Raw genomic sequence first — 16,859 nt, forward strand, 5'->3', positions numbered from 1 at the left:
CGTGGATGTCGACAAAAGCCGGCCTCCCCCGGCTCTAGTGTCAGAATATTTCGCCTGGGGCCGTAGGTTCCGCAGTCGCCGAAGTCTTATTGATGGATGACCCGAGTGATCCCCGAGCGCCTACACGCACGTCGCCAGCCAGCTGTTCGCGCGCATGGCTCCGCAGCTGTCATTTTCATGGGCGATCCATTCCAGAGACCGTTACGATCCGGCTCGAGCGAGTCCTCTCAGGGCCAACCACCCGGAATCGCACACGCTCGCCTTTTGCCGAGCCGCACTGCGCAGCCGGCTGCCAACCTGATCCCCCAGCCGATCCCATGTCACATTGGATCTGGAGACTTGGCAAACCTGCATTGAACCTGAGGAGATCGCCATCCTTGAACACGCCCGGCGGCGGCAATCTGTAGGACCATCCGGCTTTCGTGAGCTTGCCCAGCTCTTTGGCAGCCAGGATCGAGGCGAAGCGGTTCCAGTCGGCTTGCATCGCGGCGGCCAGATCGGGATCGTCCGCCTTGCCCACGCCATCCTCCAGCTCCCAGTCCGCGCGGTGCCAGGCCTTCTCGGCCAGCGCCAGCATTCGGGGGAAGAGCTGATATCCCAGTGTTTCCCTGTCCCGGATCGTTTCGGACCAGATCTGCCCCTGAATGCCTGCAAAACGATGGCGCGGGCGCTCGAGCATGGGTTGCTCTATGGCTTGCCCGTCGCGGTCGCGCCAATAGCTTGCCGTGGCCGGAAGGTTCTCCGGCATCATGGAGAAGAGCTTGCGCGTGGGTGCACTGCGGATCGCCCAATAATAACCGCCCTCCTCCGGATGCGCGGCATAGGGCATGTCGAAATACAGGGCATCGGGTATCGAGAGCACGACGTCCCAGCCGCGATCTGCGTGATCCTTCGCCGTCTTGGCCGCTCCCCAGGCCAGGGTGTCCCAGATGTTCGATTGAAGAGTGGAAGGCAACTGCGCCGGGTCGGCGTGGGAGAGCCCATCGCTCCAGGCGCCCGGTATCATCCCCCGCTCGCCGACCATGTTTGCCACGCGCACCACGAAGTAACCCGCCAGATCCTGCGGAGAGGAAGGGGTATCCGTTTGGGCTAGAAACGCTGCACATATCGGGGAGTCGGCCCATGCGCCCGCCGTCTCGTCCGCGCCGATATGCAACCGCCTGAGCGACTGCCCCGCCACGGCGTGCATTTCGGCGACGCGATTCAGAACGTGGGCGACGAACTTATAGGCCGAAGGGCGGCACACATTGATCGTGTTGTCCGAATAGTGCTGGATACTGTCATAGAGCGTGCGATCGTCCGGATCGCTGAGCAGATATTCCGAAGCGACCTCCTCGCTCGCCCCATCCGCCTTCAAGCGCCCATAGCGTGCCTCCATCGCCTTGACCGCAGCGCGCGCGTGGCCGGGCATGTCGATCGCGGGGATGATCTCCACGTGCCGCGCCGCAGCGTAGCGCACCAGGTCCACATAGTCCTCTGTCGTCAGGAACCCACTGCCGGAAGTGCTCTCGTCGGGCCCGCTTCCAAGCTGCGGTAACAGGCAACGGGTTTCGCCAGGGTCGTGGCAGCGGCGCGATCCCACGGCGGTCAGTTCGGGCAAACCCGCGATCTCGAGCCGCCATCCCTCGTCGTCGGCAAGATGGAGATGCAGCTTGTTGAGCTTGTACGCCGCCATCTGGTCGATCAGGGCGCGGATCGTCGCTGGCCCCTGGAAATTGCGCGCAATGTCGAGGTGCTGCCCCCTGAATGCAAAACGCGGGGCGTCTTGGATATGCAGTGAGGGTATGCTTTTTTCGCCGGGTGTGATCAGAGCCGCCAGGCTCTGCAGTCCGTAGAAAGCCCCCGCCGGATCGCTCGCGCGGATCGTCACCGCGTCGAGAGCAGTCGTCAGCTCGTAACCCTCGGCCCGGATCCGCAGCGACGGATCGACCGTCACCAGCACGGGGACGCCTTCCTCCGACCGGGCGAGCCCCAAATCCGAAAGCCGTTCCATCGCGGCCGCCACTTCTGCTTGGGCAACGCCCGACAGGACCGGGGCGATGCCGCGCGAGAGATCGACACGATCGCTGCCACTGCTCTCCATGCGCAGCGGAGTGGGGATTATCCCGCTATCGACCGCTTCCGCCACGAACTGTGTCGCCATGTTCTGCCGGTAGGTGACATCTGGCATTTCGATCGGGGTCTCGTCTTCGGGCGCGCGCTTCAGGTCGGGCGGCAGAAGGGTCAGAAACGGCAGGTCTTGGCGGCCCATTGCCTCGGCCGGCACTTCCTTCGTCGATTCGATCAGCGCGGCCCGGCCCCTCGCATCGACCACGTAGTAATTCGGCATGATCTTGGCGCGTGTCAGTAGCGTGCCGTGGACGACGAAAGGGAGAGTGACCGGCGCCCCGGGGCCAACCGCCGCAGCAGGGCCGGAAAGGATAATCTCGTGCAGGTCTCCGTTTACATGCGCGAGGCGAACCGATCCGCCGCCGCCAACCTGCGCGACCGGATCGACCTGGCTGAAGAAGATTGTGCTGCCTGTCAGGTCGAGCGGGCGATCGCTGAGGATAGAAAGCTCGGCCTCGTAGCACGCGTCTGCGGTCTTTTCGGAAGAGCCGGGTACGGTGCAGCCGCCCTCCTCGCGATTGGCCAGAACGCGGTAGGTGATCTGCAAGGCTGATCCGATGGTGTCGGCACTCGATCGTTCGGCCTCCGTCGCCGTGGTGGTGCACCCACCCAGGCCGATTGCGAGCAGCGCTGCGAGGGCGAGCCTAACCATGGACCTTCGCCCCGCCGATCCAGGTCGATCTGACATGCATTTTCTCGTCCAGCACGACCAGGTCCGCCCTCGCCCCTTCGCGGATCGTGCCCCGGTTATCGGCTATTCCGATGAAGGCTGCCGGGTTTCCTGACGCCATCGCGCTGGCCTGCCCGATATCGACCTCGAGCATCGCCATCGCGTTACGCAAGGCCCGGGCCATGTCGAGATCGGACCCGGCGAGGGTTCCATCATCGGTGATGCAGATGCCGTCTTCCACATGGATCCGGCGCCCCTGGAGCATGAAACTGCCGTCCTCCATCCCGACCGAGGGCATGGCATCGGTGACGAGCATGAACTTGTCGACCGGCTTGCAACGCATGGCCAGCTTCATCGTGACCGGCGAGACGTGGTGCCCGTCCACGATCAGACCGCACCAGCTTTCGCGATCTTCCAGTGCGGCACCGACCACCCCGGGCTCGCGGCTGTTGAGCGGCGACATCGCGTTGAACAGGTGGGTGAAGCCGGTAACGCCAGCCTCCAGAGCGGCGCGCATCTGCTCGTAACTGGCATTCGTATGGCCCGCGCTGATGATCGCACCGCGTGCCCTCAATCCGGCAATGGCCTTGGGTGCCGCCCGCTCTGGCGACAACGTCACCAGCGTGCGCCCGTACTCCAGGCTCGACATCAGTTCGATATGCCGTTCCTCGAATTCGCGGAACTTGGTTTCGTCGTGCACGCCCTTGCGATCGGTGCTGAGGAACGGGCCTTCGAGATGGATGCCCGCGATGCCGGGCACGCCCGCTTCGATTGCGGCATCGACCGCCTTTATGGCGGCCTCGATCTTGTCCAGCCCGTCGCTGATGAGCGTCGGGAGCAGTGTCGTGGTCCCGAAACGCGCGTGGGTCTCCGCAATCAGGCGGATCGTTTCCACGGTGGGATCGGCATTGAACAGGCGCCCGCCGCCGCCGTTGACCTGCACGTCGATAAAGCCGGGCAGTACGATTCCGCCGTCCAGATCGACGACTTCGGCCGCTCCTGCAGCTTCACCCGCATCGCGAATGGCGACGATCCGGCCATTGTCGACGGCCAGAGCCTTTCCGCTTTCAAGAGCACCGTCCAGCAGCACCTGGCCGCCGACGAAGAGGATTGCGCTCATGTGGTCTCGGTCACTTTCATCAGATGCGGCGGAGCATCGGGGTTTTCGCCCAGTTCCACGGCGCAGGCATTGGCCAGTCGGTAGAACGCCTGTGCTAGCAATATCGGTTGAAGGCGGGCATCCTCGTCAAGCGAAGGCAGGAAGGTGCAGCCAGGCGCTTGGGCACCGGCAAGAAAGACGCGCGCGCCCATCTCGGCGAGCTTGGCGCAGGTTTCGCCAACGCTGTCGCGCGAAGCGTCATCCTGAGCGAAGGCAAGGACGGGAAAGCCGTCCCGCACGACCGCGGCCGGGCCATGCAGAACCTCCGCAGAGCTATAGGCCTCGGCATGGATCCGGCACGTTTCCTTGAACTTCAGCGCGGCTTCCTGCGCAATGCCGAGCCCGGAACCGCGGCCGATCACAAACAGGCTGCGCGCCCCGATCACGGCGCGCCCGGCCTCGCTCCAATCCAACGCCCACGCGCGCTCCATCGCTTCGGGCAGGCGGTCGATCGCCGCTTCCAACTCCGCATCCTGCGACCATGAGGCAACGATGCGGGCAATCAGGGCGAGCGAGGCGAGATAGGACTTGGTCGCGGCCACCGCGGTTTCGGGAAAGGCGCACAGCGGCGCGACCAGATTTGCCTCTTCGGCCAGCGGCGAAGCAGTGTCGTTGACCAGCGCGATGCTCAGCGCCCCGCCCCGGCACGCGCTCTGGGTCGCGGCCACGAGGTCGGGGCTCTTGCCCGACTGGGAAATCGCGATGCAGGCGGCGCCGCGCATCGTGCTGCGCGCTTCGTAGACCGAACTAACCGATGGCGCGAACGATGCTACAGGTGCGCCGGTTGCGGTCTCTACCAGATACTTCGCATAGGTTGCGGCGTGATCGGAACTGCCGCGCGCGATCGTGGCCACAAGGCGCGGTGACAGGTCGCGCAGGGCTGCGCCGATCGCCGCCACCGGTGCCCCAGCCTCGCTCGTCTGTCGTGCCACGCAGCCCGGCGCCTCGCCCGCCTCGCGATACATTCGCGTATCCGATGCAACCACCGCCAGCCCCTCACTTCCCGAGATTGAGTTCGGCGACAAAATCATAGGCATCGCCGCGATAATAGGACCGCGTCCATTCGACCGCGCTTCCAGCCGAATTGTAGCCGATGCGTTCGATCAGCAGCCCGGCGCTCAATGCCGGCACGTCCAGCAGGTCAGCTTGCTCTGCCGTGAAAAGAACCGCCCTCAGCCGCTGGAGGGCACGGACCGGGTTCTGTTGCCGGGCGCGCAGGGCATCATAAAGCGATTCCTCCACCACGGCGTCCGACCCGAGGCATTCCGCCGGGATCGTCGAATATTCCAGCGCCATCGCGACATTGTCGGCAAACCGGATACGGCTGAAGCGATAGACGGCGGTTCCGGGGCTGAGCGACAGGCTGAGCGATTCCTCCGGCGTCACGCTCCCCTTTTTGCGGACCAGCCAGTCGCTGCGGACCTTGCGGCCCCGCGCGGCCATATCTTCCGTGAAAGAGGTCAGCGTGGCGAAGCTCTTCTCGACGCGGCCCGCCACGAATGTTCCCGAGCCGCGCTTGCGCACCATCATTCCATCTTCGACCAGCCCGTCGATGGCCTTGCGCACGGTGACGCGGGAAATCTCGAGTCGCTCGGCGATATCACGCTCGGACGGGACCGGGTCGTCGGGCTCCCAATCGTGCGAATCGATGCTCTCGCGCATCGCCCTCTTCAACCGCTGGTAGAGCGGCGTTGCCTCACTGGTATCAAACCTGTGCTTGAGATCGATCAATGTCTGCACCCGACCAAAACCCTTGTATTGCGTAGATGTCCGGAAATGACGGCCATTCCTGTCGCGATCCAGCAATAATACCAATAATCAATAACGTCCATATCCGCAAGGATTGGTTATAGTTTGGTATTGCTTATGGCAACAATCTTGTCATAAACTTCATCCCGACGCTCGATTGCATCGCCTTCGCCCCCATCGGTGAAACACGACGCAAGCGGATCACAGGGAGGTTTCGATGAACAAGTCAGTTTGGATCCTTGGTGCAACGGTCTCGGCAATCGCCCTTTCGGGTCAGGCTGCCTACGCTCAAGATGCTACGGAGGATGAGGACGCGGTCGGTGAAACGATCGTCGTGACCGGCATTCGCGCGTCGCTCGAAGATGCGATCAATACCAAGCGTAATGCCGATGCGATCGTCGATGCCATCTCGGCCGAGGATATCGGCAAGTTCCCCGACCGGAACGTGGCGGAATCGCTGCAGCGCGTGCCGGGCGTGGTGACCAACCGCGAATTCGGCGAGGGCGAGCGCGTCTCGCTCCGCGGCCTCGCCCCAAACCAGACCCGCACGCTGGTCAACGGCCACGCCGTCGCCACCGCAGACTGGTTCGTGCTCGATCAGCAGGCTGCCACGCGCAACTTCAACTACCTAGTGCTGCCCTCAGACGTGGTGGGCGAACTGCAGGTGTTCAAAAGCCCGACCGCTGACATCGAAGAAGGGGGCATCGGCGGCACGATCAACGTACTGACGCGCAAGCCGCTGGACATCGATCCCTTCGTCGCGACGATCTCGGTCGAAGGCGCCTATACCGAGAAGGCAGATTCCTTCGACCCGCAGGTTTCCGGCGTGGTGAGCTGGTCGAACCCCGCAGGGACCTTCGGCGTGCTCGCCGCAGCGGTCTACCAGAAGCGCAATATCCGCCGCGACGGTTTCGAAATCCTCGGCTACGACAGTGCGCTCGACCCGTCGGGACAGGAACTGCAGGTTCCGACCCTGATCGGCTCCGCCCTGTTCCTGCAGGAGCGTGAGCGGTACGGCGGCAATCTCGAACTGCAGTTCCGCCCCACCGACCAGCTCGAGTTCGGCATCAGCGGCCTGTGGACCCGCTTCAACGCCAACAACACCAACTACAACTATCTCGCCTGGCCGGCCCGTTCGGGCTTGGGCGGTGCCAACGGCGTGACGCTGACCGACACGCAGATCGAAGGCGGCACGGTGGTCGCGGGCCGCATCGAAGGCATCGCTGGGGCCGGCGGCTTCGGCCAGGTCTACGACATCTTCGATCGCGAAGCGTTTGCCGAAACCCGTTATGTCGCGGGCAACTGGTCCTATGCGACCGACGGCGGCCTGACCATCAGCGGGCAGGTTGGCTATACAGATGCGCAAGGCGACACGGTGCGCCAGCCCTTTGTCGAATTTCTCGGCAACAGCGACTTCAGCTTCGACCTAACAGGCCGGGCCCCGGTCGTGTCCTTTGACACCGTCGATCCGACGAACCCTGACGATCTAGCCTTCGAATTCGCGTCCAACCACTCGATCGGCAACGACGACAGCGAAGTCTTCGCCTATGTCGACTTCGATCAGGAGCTTAACCTCGGCGTCCTCCAAGCGGTCAAGGCAGGCTTCAAATATACCGAACACGATCGCGCGACCGATTTCCAGGCCACCACCTATGGTGATTTCTTCGTTCCCTTCCGCGATGGCGGCTGCGGCGGCGTGTGCACTCCGTCATCGTTCGGCAGCGATCAGACGCCGGACAATTATGCCGACAATATCGCCCTGCCGGGCTCGCTCACGGACTTCTTCCTGCCGACGCCAAGCCTGATCCGCGATCAGATCGGGGCTTTCCCCGCAGCATCGGAGCGTCTTCCGCTCTATTCCGAAATCTTCTCGGTCAACGAGAAGACCTATGGTGGGTATGTCATGGGCAAATTCGGTGGTGATGGCTGGCGGGGCAATGCCGGGGTCAGGATCATTCACACCGATCAGACTTCGAGCGGCTACATCCAGGGCGCCGAAGGTGAAGGCCAGGTTTCCAACGCCTATGGCGACTTCCTGCCGGTGACCGAGGAGCGCGGCTACACCGACTTCCTGCCCAGCCTGAACATGACGTTCGACCTCACGGACAACTTCATCCTGCGGGCCGCCGCCGCGCGTACTTTGACCCGCCCAGACTTCACCGACATCGCCCCGCGTGTGACGCTGAACCCGGGCGCGCTGACGGGATCGGGCGGCAGCGCCGATGTGGAACCCTACCGCGCCAACCAGTTCGATCTGTCGTTCGAATATTATCTGCCCGAGCGCGGGCTGCTGGCGGTGGCGCTCTATTACAAGGACGTGTCCAATTTCGTGACCGACCGCGTGTCCAACGAAAGTTTTGCGGTCGAGACAGCGGCACCCGATCAATCGCGCTGCGTCCCGACGCCGGGATCGACCAATCCCGATCTTTACGATTGCCAGTTCTCGATCAATCGCCGCGCCAATGGCGGTTCGGCAGAAGTGAAGGGTGTCGAGCTGATTGCGCAGATACCGATCTATGGCAATTTCGGGATCAACACGAACTACAGCTATTCGGATGCGAAAACGGACAACGGCGATCCCGTGCCCGGCAATTCGAAGCATGCGGTCCAGGCCGGCGCCTACTACGAGGACAGCTTCATGAGCGCCCAAGTGACCTATAACTGGCGCGACGACTTCTTCATCACCCTGGACCGCGCGACCTCGCTCAACCAGAAAAGCTTCGGCTCGCTCGATGCCTCGCTGGATTTGCGGGTGACCGAGTTCGCCACGCTGACCTTCGACGCGGTCAATCTGACCAATGAAAAGATCGTGCAGTTCGCGGGCGAAGAATTCCGCCCCCGCGCCATCTACGACAATGGCCGCTATTTCTTCTTCGGCGCCCGGTTCGAATATTGATGCTGGTTCCCTCGCCCCGCTGATAGGATAATCGGCGGGGCAAGGGCCTTGCGCTCTTGCGCACCACTGGGGAGACATGTGTGGCAGTATCGACCTCCTCGACCGGAGCGGACATGCCCAATATCTGCGCCCCGGCGGCCGGATGGGTTGTGCCGCTCGACCAGGTGCCCGACCCCGCCTTCGCCTCCGGCGCGCTCGGCCCGGGTCTGGCGATCGAGCTTCTGGGCGAAACCATCCAATCTCCCTGCGACGGGGTCGTCGCCGCGGTCGCGACCGCCCGGCATGCCGTCACGATCGAAACGGCTGACGGGCGGCAAATCCTCATTCACTGCGGGATCGATACGGTCGCGCTGGACGGTTTGCCTTTCGCGATCCTGGTGTCGGAAGGCGACATCGTAGCGACGGGGGACCCGCTGATGCGGGTCGACCTCGCCGCCGTGGCCCGCGCCGGGAAGAGCCTGGCCACCCCGATCATCTTGCTCGATTCGGAGCCGCTCGAAATCGAGCTGCACGGCGCATTTCCCCGGCCTTGCGAAGCGGGCGACCTGCTTTTCCGGATTACCGCTTCATCGAAGGCGGCGGATCGGGCCGATCCCTCCGCGCGCACGTCTGAGGAACGCAGCGTGGTCCTGCCCCTGCCGCACGGCCTCCATGCGCGCCCGGCCGCCGCGATCGCTGCCGAAGCCGCGCGCTGGGACGGGCCGGTCGAAATCGTGCTTGGGGCCAAGTCCGCCGACGCACGCAGCACGACGTCTCTCATGAAGCTGGGCGCCAGCCACGGCGCTCATTTGACCGTGCGAGCGGGAGGCAGCAATGCCGCGCCAGCTGTGGGCGCGATCGTCGCGCTGATCGAATCCGGTGCAGGCGACGTTATCGAAGGAGGCAGCGAACCTTCATCCGATCGCGCCAGCCCCAAGCTCAGCATGACCGCGCAACGCCCGGGAGCCGAGCTGCCCCCATGCACTGTCGCCGGGGCCGCCGCCGCGCCGGGTCAGGCGCTGGCAAAGGCATTCTACCTCCATCGCTCGAAGCTGGAAGTCACCGAAACCTCGCAGGGCGCCGACGTGGAACACCATCGCTTCGCCGATGCGATGGCAGAGGTGCGCGCCAGCCTCGATGCCGAGGCTGAAGGGCCGGGCGCCGCTATCGCAGCCGCGCATCTCGCAATGCTTGCCGACCCGGTTCTGCTCGACACGGTAGAGACCCGGATCGAGGGCGGCGCGAGTGCCGCGATGGCCTGGCAGGATGTCATGAGCGAGCAGGAGGCGGAGATGCGCTCGCTCGAAGACAGCCGCCTCGCAGACCGTGCCGACGACTTCGCCGATCTGCGCCAGCGGGTCCTGCGCGTGCTTGTGGGCACGAGGGAGGAGGTGATGGCGCCGGCAGGTTCGATCGTCATTGCGAACGACCTCTATCCGTCCGATTTCGAGGCGCTGACGGCAGCGGGCATCGCAGGCATCGCTACGATTGCCGGTGGCCCGACATCGCACCTCGCGATCCTGGCCGCGTCGGCGGGCATTCCCATGGCAGTCGCCTTCGGCAAGCCCCTGTGCAACGTGCCCGACGACAGCCTGGTCCACCTCGACGGAGGCACCGGCCTTCTTCGCCACGGCCTGTCCGAAGCGGAGCAGCGCGAGCTTGCTCATGATATCCATCGCCGTGCCGCCGCTCATGATGTGGCGCTGCGCCAGACGCTGGCGGACACCCGGCTTGCCAGCGGAGAGCGGATCGAGGTCCGCGCCAATCTCGGCAGTGTCGCGGACGCGGGCGAGGCGGTCCGCCTGGGTGCCGAGGGAGCCGGCCTGCTGCGCACCGAATTCCTCTTCCTGCACCGCGCCGCACCTCCATCCGAGGAAGAGCAGGCGCAGATCTATGGCGAGATCATGGAGGCCTTTGGCGACCGGCCGGTCATCATCCGCACGCTGGATATCGGCGCCGACAAGCCGGCGGACTATCTTGAGCTGGAGCCGGAAGACAATCCCGCGCTGGGTCTGCGCGGCATCCGCATCTCGCTGCGCTTTCCCGAACTGCTCGAAAGCCAACTGCGCGCCATCCTGCGCGCGGCGGGATCGAAACCCGCCCACATTATGGCGCCCATGATCGCCTCTACCCAAGAGTTCGACACGCTTCGCGCGATTGTCGATCGCGTTCGCGAGGACATGGGGCATACTGCGCAAGTGCTGCTCGGCGCGATGATCGAGACCCCCGCCAGCGCCTTGCTCGCCGATGCGCTGGCGCGAAGGGTCGACTTTCTGTCGGTGGGCACGAACGATCTCACGCAATATGCGCTTGCCGTCGACCGGACAAACCCCGCCCTCGCCGAGATGCTCGATCCCCTCCACCCCGCCGTCCTGCGCCTGATCGCCATGACGGGCGAGGCTTGCTCTGCGAAAGACGTTCAGCTGGGCGTGTGTGGCGGAGCCGCCAGCGATCATCTCGCTGCCGCCGTCCTGATCGGCTTGGACGTGACGGAGTTATCGGCCAGCGCCGCACGCATCCCCGAACTGAAGCAGCATTTGCGCGGGCTGACCCTTGATCAGTGCCGCGACGCGGCGAGAGCGGCGCTGGAATGCGATGGGCCGCAGCAAGTGCGGACCACCGTCAGCCGGCTGTTAGGCCTTGAGGAGGTACGGCAATGAGGGAGCGCATATTCGCCGCCATGCAGGAGTTGGGCCGTTCGCTGATGCTGCCTATCGCGGTGTTGCCGGTAGCCGGTCTGCTCCTGCGTCTGGGCCAACCCGACCTGCTGGACATCGCATTCGTTTCGGCGGCGGGCGAAGCGATCTTCGCAAATCTGGGGTCGATCTTCGCAATCGGCGTTGCGATCGGCTTTGCGCGAGACAATCACGGTGCAGCGGGCCTGGCCGGTCTTGTCGCCTTCCTTATCGCGACCAACAGCGCGCAGGCGCTGATCGAGGTGCCGCCCGATCTTCTCGCCGGGCTCGACACCGAAGCGACCGCAAGAGCCATCGCCGATTTCCGCGCGGCGGCGATTGCCAAGCTGGGCGTGCCGCTGGGTATCTTGTGCGGCATCATCGGCGGGCAGCTTTTCAACCGCTACGCCGAGATCAAGCTGCCGGACTTCCTGGCGTTTTTCGGCGGGCGCCGCTTTGTGCCCATCGCCGCCGGCGGGGTCGCGCTGGTGCTGGGGTTCCTTGTCGGCGAATACTGGCACTACGTCGAAAGCGCGATCGACGCTGCCAGCCGCGGCATCGTAGGAGCAGGCGAGATCGGCCTGTTCGTCTATGGCGCGCTCAATCGCCTGCTGATCGTCACCGGGCTCCATCACATTCTCAACAATGTCGCGTGGTTCGTGATCGGCGACTACGATGGCGCGACGGGCGACCTGCGCCGCTTCTTCGCCGGGGATCCGACCGCGGGCGCTTTCATGGCCGGGTTCTTCCCCGTGATGATGTTCGGCATGCCGGCCGCGTGCCTCGCCATGTATCGTGCAGCCCCGCCGGAAAGGCGCAAGGGGGTGAGCGGGCTCTATCTTTCCATGGCCCTTACATCCGCCCTTACCGGTATTACCGAACCGATCGAGTTCACCTTCATCTTCCTCGCGCCGGTCCTTTACCTCGTCCATGCCGTGCTGACCGGCCTGTCGATGGTCGTCATGGACCTGCTCGACGTGAAGCTGGGCTTCGGTTTTTCGGCAGGGTTGATCGACTATGCCCTCAATTTCGGGATAGCCAAGAACCCGCTGCTGTTGCTGCCCGTCGGGGCAGCCTATTTCGTCGTATATTATTTGTCGTTTAGCTTCGTAATCAGGCGCATGAACCTCGCGACCCCGGGCAGGGAGACGGTCGATGCGAACGCCATCCCGGACGCTGCGGCGGATGACACTGAGCTTGCCCGGGACTGGCTTCGCGCCCTTGGAGGCGAAGGAAACGTTCTTCAGCTGGGCGCCTGCACCACCAGGCTGCGCCTTGTCCTCGCGGATAGCGAGCTGGCCGACGAGCCCGCGCTTAAGAAACTCGGGGCCCATGGGGTCATCCGGCCGACGCCCGAGACGATGCAGGTCATCATTGGGCCAACGGCGGAACTGCTGGCCGGCCGAATCTCGAAAGCCATGACATCGAAAGGGCGCGAGCCGGTGGAGGTTTCCGAGACCGCCGCAGCATCGCGGCTCCCATTCGAAGAGGCGGAGTTCTACGCCGCGCTGGGCGGCAAGGCGAACGTTATCGAACTGCTGCGGGCGCCCGGACGTGTCGTCGCCGACCTGATAGATCCTGCGAAGTTCGAAAACGAAGCCCTGCCCGGCAGCTATCACTACCTTCACACACACTGGGTCAGGGACAGGGTTCTGCACCTGCTGATCGATGACCGGGCTTCAGGGCAGAACCGAATGTGATGGACTTGATGCCAATCGCCTGTCCGCTTTCGCTCTGCCGCAAGCCATAAGGCACGACTTCGCCCCAATAGGGCCCTTGGAGATCCGGGCGCACTTCTCCATATGCTTCTTTCGAATGAGGCATATTTAAAGAGAGTGAGCGCTTCCGCGTCGTTCGGCCCAGCCAGCCCTCCAGCTGAACACTCTGGTCCGCTCGGCCTGCCCCAAAGCGAGACCAGCCTATAGTGCCTGCCCGTCGTCGACGGTGAAGGTGGATCCGGTCACATAGATCGACGCATCTGACGACAGAAACAGGACGAGATTGTCGAGCGCATCGATTTGCATGATGCGGCGTCTCGGCCAGCTTGCGATCTGTGCCTCGCCACCCTCGCTATCGAACCATTCGCCCACCAGTGCGGTACGAATATAGCCGGGTTGCACAACATTCACGTTGATCCCCTGCCGCACCCATTCGCGCGCCAACTGGCGGCCAAGATGCGCGACGCCCGCCTTGCTGGCCGCATAGGCGGCATCGCCCTGCCCCGTCATCTGCGCGGTGATCGATCCGATGATGACGATCCGTCCCATTCCGTGTTCGCGGCTGCCGGCCTTCATCATCGCGCGCGCCGCCGCATTGGCGGTGAGGTGGACGCCGAGCAGGTTGGTGTCGTACACCTGCCGCAGATCGGATTGAGCAAGATCGGTGGAGCGCCCGTAGCGTGAGACACCCGCATTGGCGACCACGGTATCGACCGTTCCGAAGGCCTCCTGCGCCTGGTCGAACGCCTGCTCCACGGATTGCTCGCTGGACACATCCATCGGGACGGCAAGGGCTTCGCCGCCGCCTGCGCGGATCTCGGCGGCAATCTTGTCGGTCAGTTCGGTGCGCCGTGCGCTGAGCACGACCTGTGCACCTGCGTCTGCCATTACCTGTGCGAGGTGTGCGCCGATGCCCGAAGATGCGCCCGTGATGAGGCAGACACGCCCGACAAGAGTGTGGCTCATGGTCGTTCGCCCTCCGTCCGCTTGTTGGGTGCGATCAGCGTATTGACCTCCTCATAGCGGTCAAACCAGTGGGAGGGCGGCAGGGGAAGCGCTCGGCTCTCGGCCTTGCGGGCGGGAGTAAAGGCATGGCGCGGTGTTCCGCTGCGCACCTGCTCCAACCAGAAAACGCCGTCGAACCGCCCGCTATTGCCGCGCGTACCAACCATATCCAGGTCCCCATCAGCATCCATGTCGCGAGCGATAAACTGGTCGAACATGCCGCGCACGCGCCGCGAAATATCGTGCCGTTGCCATTCGCCGCCAGCGATGCCTGAATTTTCGAACCATGCGATGCGGCCTACGGTCGACGATGCGGTAACCCCTGGATGGTCGGCCTCGCGCGTTGCCCCCGTGTATCCGCCCTTCAGGATGTTGAGCCCCGAATAGCCTCCGGTCACCGCATCGAGATCACCATCGCCATCGAAATCGGCCACTTCCACCGCGATCACCATGTCGGGAAGGATGTCGCCGATGCGGTGGTAGACCCACGGCGCACGCAGTTCGGCAGGCTGTTCGAGCCAGCCCAGCACGGGCAGACCGCCCGGTGCGCGCGGCTCGCCGCACTTCTCGAAGAAGCTCGTCACGAGATCGGGTCGCCCGTCGCCGTTCATGTCGCGAAAGGTGGACTGGAAAGCACTGGTCGCGACAGTGCAGCCGGGCACCGCAGTGTCATCGATCCGGACCAGGTGCGGTTCGATCACCACCAAGCCCGCTTGGTCAGTGCCCCTGTTTTCCAAGATGTAGGCCTGCTGCAACAGCCTCGCGGCCGCGAGCACGTCAAGGTCGCCGTCGCCATCAATGTCGACCGGCATCGCGGTGTTGGGCACGTCCTTCGCCAGCAGCACCTGCTCGCGCCAGGCTTTCGCGTCGAGTGGGTCGCCGCGAAGCGTGAAGAGCGAAGTCGTACGATCCGCCTGCGGGGCATCGGGGTCCACGATATCGGTTGCGCCCTTGTTCGCAGCGATAACGTCGTTGCGGCCGTCTCCGTCGATATCCGCGACGAAGACGCGCAGCCAAGATCCACGGCCCTGCGTGACGGGCGGGACGAAGCCCTGCCACTCGCCCGCGCGCGCTTCCCTCCCGCTGCCCGGGTTGCGGAAGAAGGCGAGGTGCGCTTCCTCGCTGGCGGAAACCAGGTCCGGCCAGCCGTCGCCATCGAGATCGCCTACCGCGACATCCTCGATCGCGGCGACAATGGCGCCCGACGCCACCGTCGCGAGCGTCCAGCGGTCGGGGTCCGCGCTGCCGAAGGCGATCCGCAGGTGGTTCGAATCCTCGTGGACCGACACGATATCGAGAAAGCCGTCACGGTCCAGATCGGCCATCTGCAAGCCGTCGCCGCCACGGATCGGCACTTCGCCCACATCCTCGTCATCGATCCGGTGCTCGCGCCAGGAAATATACTTACCGGAGGGCGCTTGGGCCGTGCCGGGCGCATCGGCGACGGTTCGCTGCACCGGCTGCCGGAGGGGCGCCGTCGCGCACCCTGCCGCCACGAAGGCAAGCAGGGCCGCAAGCAAAACGCGCCGGGCGCTGTCGTGTATCACAAGGCCTCGACCTTCGGCGCCGTGGCAGGACTGTCGGCGATGTCCTGCCGGACATGGCGCGATGCGAACATGTAGTGCGCGAAGCCCCACACCGAGGCAGTGCAGCCGACAATCAGCATTGCGGTGGGCAACGCCCCGTCGGAGCCGGAAGCAGTGAAGGTGTCACTCAGGTAGCCGACAATGGTCGGGCCGAGACCCAGACCGATCAGATTGATGAAGAAAAAGAACACCGCCGATGTCAGCGCGCGCATCCGGAGGCCCACCAGCCCGTGCGATACGGCAAGGGCCGGGCCGAGATAGGATGCCGACAGGAAGTGGAACACTCCTGTCAGCAGCAGCGCCAGCGTCAGGTTGCCGGTCTTCAGGATCACCAGCAGAACCGGCGTGATGGCGAGGATCATGATGGCCGAGCCCCACACGTACCAGCGGCGGTCGCGCTGGCCCATCTTGTCGGCGAACCACCCGCCGAAGAACGATCCCGCACCGCCCCCGAAACCCGATGTCAGTGCCATCCAGACGCCCAGCTCCGCCAGACCGATCTCGTGATAGCGCAGGAAAAACGAGGGGAGCCAGTTGCCGATCGCGTAGATCACCATCGCCTGCAGGCTTCCCGCCAACGCCAGGTTGCGGAAGGTCTTTCGCGACCACAGGAATTTGAGCGTCGCCAGGAAGGTCGGGCTGTCGCCCGCTTCGGTCTCGCGCTTTTCGGACCAGCCGCGGATCGGCTCCGCCACGGCAAACCGCACAAATATGGCGACGAGGATGCCAGGCAGGCCGACCACGAAGAAGGCCATGCGCCAACCGAAAGTCTCGGCAATAACGCCGCCCAGCGCGAACCCGGTGAGGATGCCGATGTAAATGCCGATAGAGTAGATAGAGAGCGCGGTTGCGCGTTCCTTCTCGGGGAAGACGTCGGATATCATCGAGTGCGCCGGCGGGCTTCCGCCTGCCTCGCCGACGCCGACGCCGATCCGCGCCATCAGTAGCTGAAGGTAGTTCTGCGACAACCCGCTGATCGCGGTCATGCCGCTCCATACGGTGAGCGCGAGCGCAATGATGTTGCGGCGAACGCCCTTGTCGGCCCAGCGCGCGATGGGGATGCCGCAAATAACGTAGAAGGCTGCAAAGGCGAGGCCCGAGAGCAGGCCGAGCTGCGTATCCGACAGCAGCAGCTCTTCCTTGATCTGCTCCTGCAGAATCACGAGCAGCTGCCGGTCCACGAAATTCAGCGCGTAGACCAGCGTGAGCACGCCGAGCACAAAATAGCGGTAAGACGCCTTCGCATAGGGCGTTTCGATCGGAGGAGCCGTCGCAGCGCCGCTGGTCTCGGTGTTACTCATGGTCGTGCTCTC

At 64.3% G+C, this 16,859-nt stretch carries 10 protein-coding genes; 3 read left to right on the forward strand and 7 right to left on the reverse strand.

Annotation, left to right across the window (positions count from 1 at the left end):
* Positions 1–175: 175 nt before the first annotated feature.
* The 4 genes from ACYQ0L_RS06845 to ACYQ0L_RS06860 form a co-directional block, all read right to left on the reverse strand.
* On the reverse strand, positions 176–2,761 hold the full coding sequence (locus ACYQ0L_RS06845; protein ID WP_459788293.1) for a family 20 glycosylhydrolase: 2,586 nt from the start codon (positions 2,759–2,761) through the stop codon (positions 176–178).
* Positions 2,754–3,899, reverse strand: a complete 1,146-nt coding sequence (nagA, locus tag ACYQ0L_RS06850; protein WP_459788294.1) for an N-acetylglucosamine-6-phosphate deacetylase — start codon at positions 3,897–3,899, stop codon at positions 2,754–2,756. Before nagA ends, ACYQ0L_RS06845 begins: the two co-directional genes overlap by 8 nt.
* Complete coding sequence (locus tag ACYQ0L_RS06855; protein ID WP_459788295.1) at positions 3,896–4,870, reverse strand: SIS domain-containing protein; 975 nt, start codon at positions 4,868–4,870, stop codon at positions 3,896–3,898. Before ACYQ0L_RS06855 ends, nagA begins: the two co-directional genes overlap by 4 nt.
* 64 nt (positions 4,871–4,934) lie before the next feature.
* The gene (locus ACYQ0L_RS06860; RefSeq protein WP_459788296.1) at positions 4,935–5,678 is read right to left on the reverse strand and encodes a GntR family transcriptional regulator; all 744 of its coding nucleotides are present in this window, start codon (positions 5,676–5,678) and stop codon (positions 4,935–4,937) included.
* A 226-nt stretch (positions 5,679–5,904) separates the two neighbouring features.
* Here ACYQ0L_RS06860 and ACYQ0L_RS06865 point away from each other — a divergent pair, with 226 nt between their 5' ends.
* The 3 genes from ACYQ0L_RS06865 to nagE all read left to right on the forward strand — a co-directional run bounded on the left by ACYQ0L_RS06865 (position 5,905) and on the right by nagE (position 12,937).
* Positions 5,905–8,583 (forward strand): TonB-dependent receptor, encoded by a 2,679-nt coding sequence (locus ACYQ0L_RS06865; protein ID WP_459788297.1) that lies wholly within the window; start codon positions 5,905–5,907, stop codon positions 8,581–8,583.
* 80 nt (positions 8,584–8,663) lie between these two features.
* Positions 8,664–11,222, forward strand: a complete 2,559-nt coding sequence (ptsP, locus tag ACYQ0L_RS06870) for a phosphoenolpyruvate--protein phosphotransferase (protein ID WP_459788299.1) — start codon at positions 8,664–8,666, stop codon at positions 11,220–11,222.
* The gene (gene nagE, locus ACYQ0L_RS06875; protein WP_459788300.1) at positions 11,219–12,937 is read left to right on the forward strand and encodes an N-acetylglucosamine-specific PTS transporter subunit IIBC; all 1,719 of its coding nucleotides are present in this window, start codon (positions 11,219–11,221) and stop codon (positions 12,935–12,937) included. The genes ptsP and nagE overlap by 4 nt, the downstream gene beginning before the upstream one ends.
* Before the next feature lie 219 nt (positions 12,938–13,156).
* Here the strand turns inward: nagE and ACYQ0L_RS06880 are convergent, their stop codons facing one another.
* The 3 genes from ACYQ0L_RS06880 to ACYQ0L_RS06890 form a co-directional block, all read right to left on the reverse strand.
* Complete coding sequence (locus tag ACYQ0L_RS06880) at positions 13,157–13,921, reverse strand: SDR family NAD(P)-dependent oxidoreductase (RefSeq protein WP_459788302.1); 765 nt, start codon at positions 13,919–13,921, stop codon at positions 13,157–13,159.
* The gene (locus tag ACYQ0L_RS06885; RefSeq protein ID WP_459788303.1) at positions 13,918–15,417 is read right to left on the reverse strand and encodes an FG-GAP repeat domain-containing protein; all 1,500 of its coding nucleotides are present in this window, start codon (positions 15,415–15,417) and stop codon (positions 13,918–13,920) included. The genes ACYQ0L_RS06880 and ACYQ0L_RS06885 overlap by 4 nt, the downstream gene beginning before the upstream one ends.
* Positions 15,418–15,503: 86 nt before the next feature.
* On the reverse strand, positions 15,504–16,847 hold the full coding sequence (locus ACYQ0L_RS06890; protein WP_459788304.1) for a spinster family MFS transporter: 1,344 nt from the start codon (positions 16,845–16,847) through the stop codon (positions 15,504–15,506).
* Positions 16,848–16,859: the final 12 nt, after the last annotated feature.

This window comes from Alteriqipengyuania triglochinis (assembly GCF_054655655.1).

What these genes read in the sequence shown, in the direction of transcription:
- ACYQ0L_RS06845 (WP_459788293.1), bottom strand. Translation starts at nt 2,761, where the DNA reads ATGGTTAGGCTCGCCCTCGCAGCGCTGCTCGCAATCGGCCTGGGTGGG.
- nagA (WP_459788294.1), bottom strand. Translation starts at nt 3,899, where the DNA reads ATGAGCGCAATCCTCTTCGTCGGCGGCCAGGTGCTGCTGGACGGTGCT.
- ACYQ0L_RS06865 (WP_459788297.1), top strand. Translation starts at nt 5,905, where the DNA reads ATGAACAAGTCAGTTTGGATCCTTGGTGCAACGGTCTCGGCAATCGCC.
- nagE (WP_459788300.1), top strand. Translation starts at nt 11,219, where the DNA reads ATGAGGGAGCGCATATTCGCCGCCATGCAGGAGTTGGGCCGTTCGCTG.
- ACYQ0L_RS06880 (WP_459788302.1), bottom strand. Translation starts at nt 13,921, where the DNA reads ATGAGCCACACTCTTGTCGGGCGTGTCTGCCTCATCACGGGCGCATCT.
- ACYQ0L_RS06890 (WP_459788304.1), bottom strand. Translation starts at nt 16,847, where the DNA reads ATGAGTAACACCGAGACCAGCGGCGCTGCGACGGCTCCTCCGATCGAA.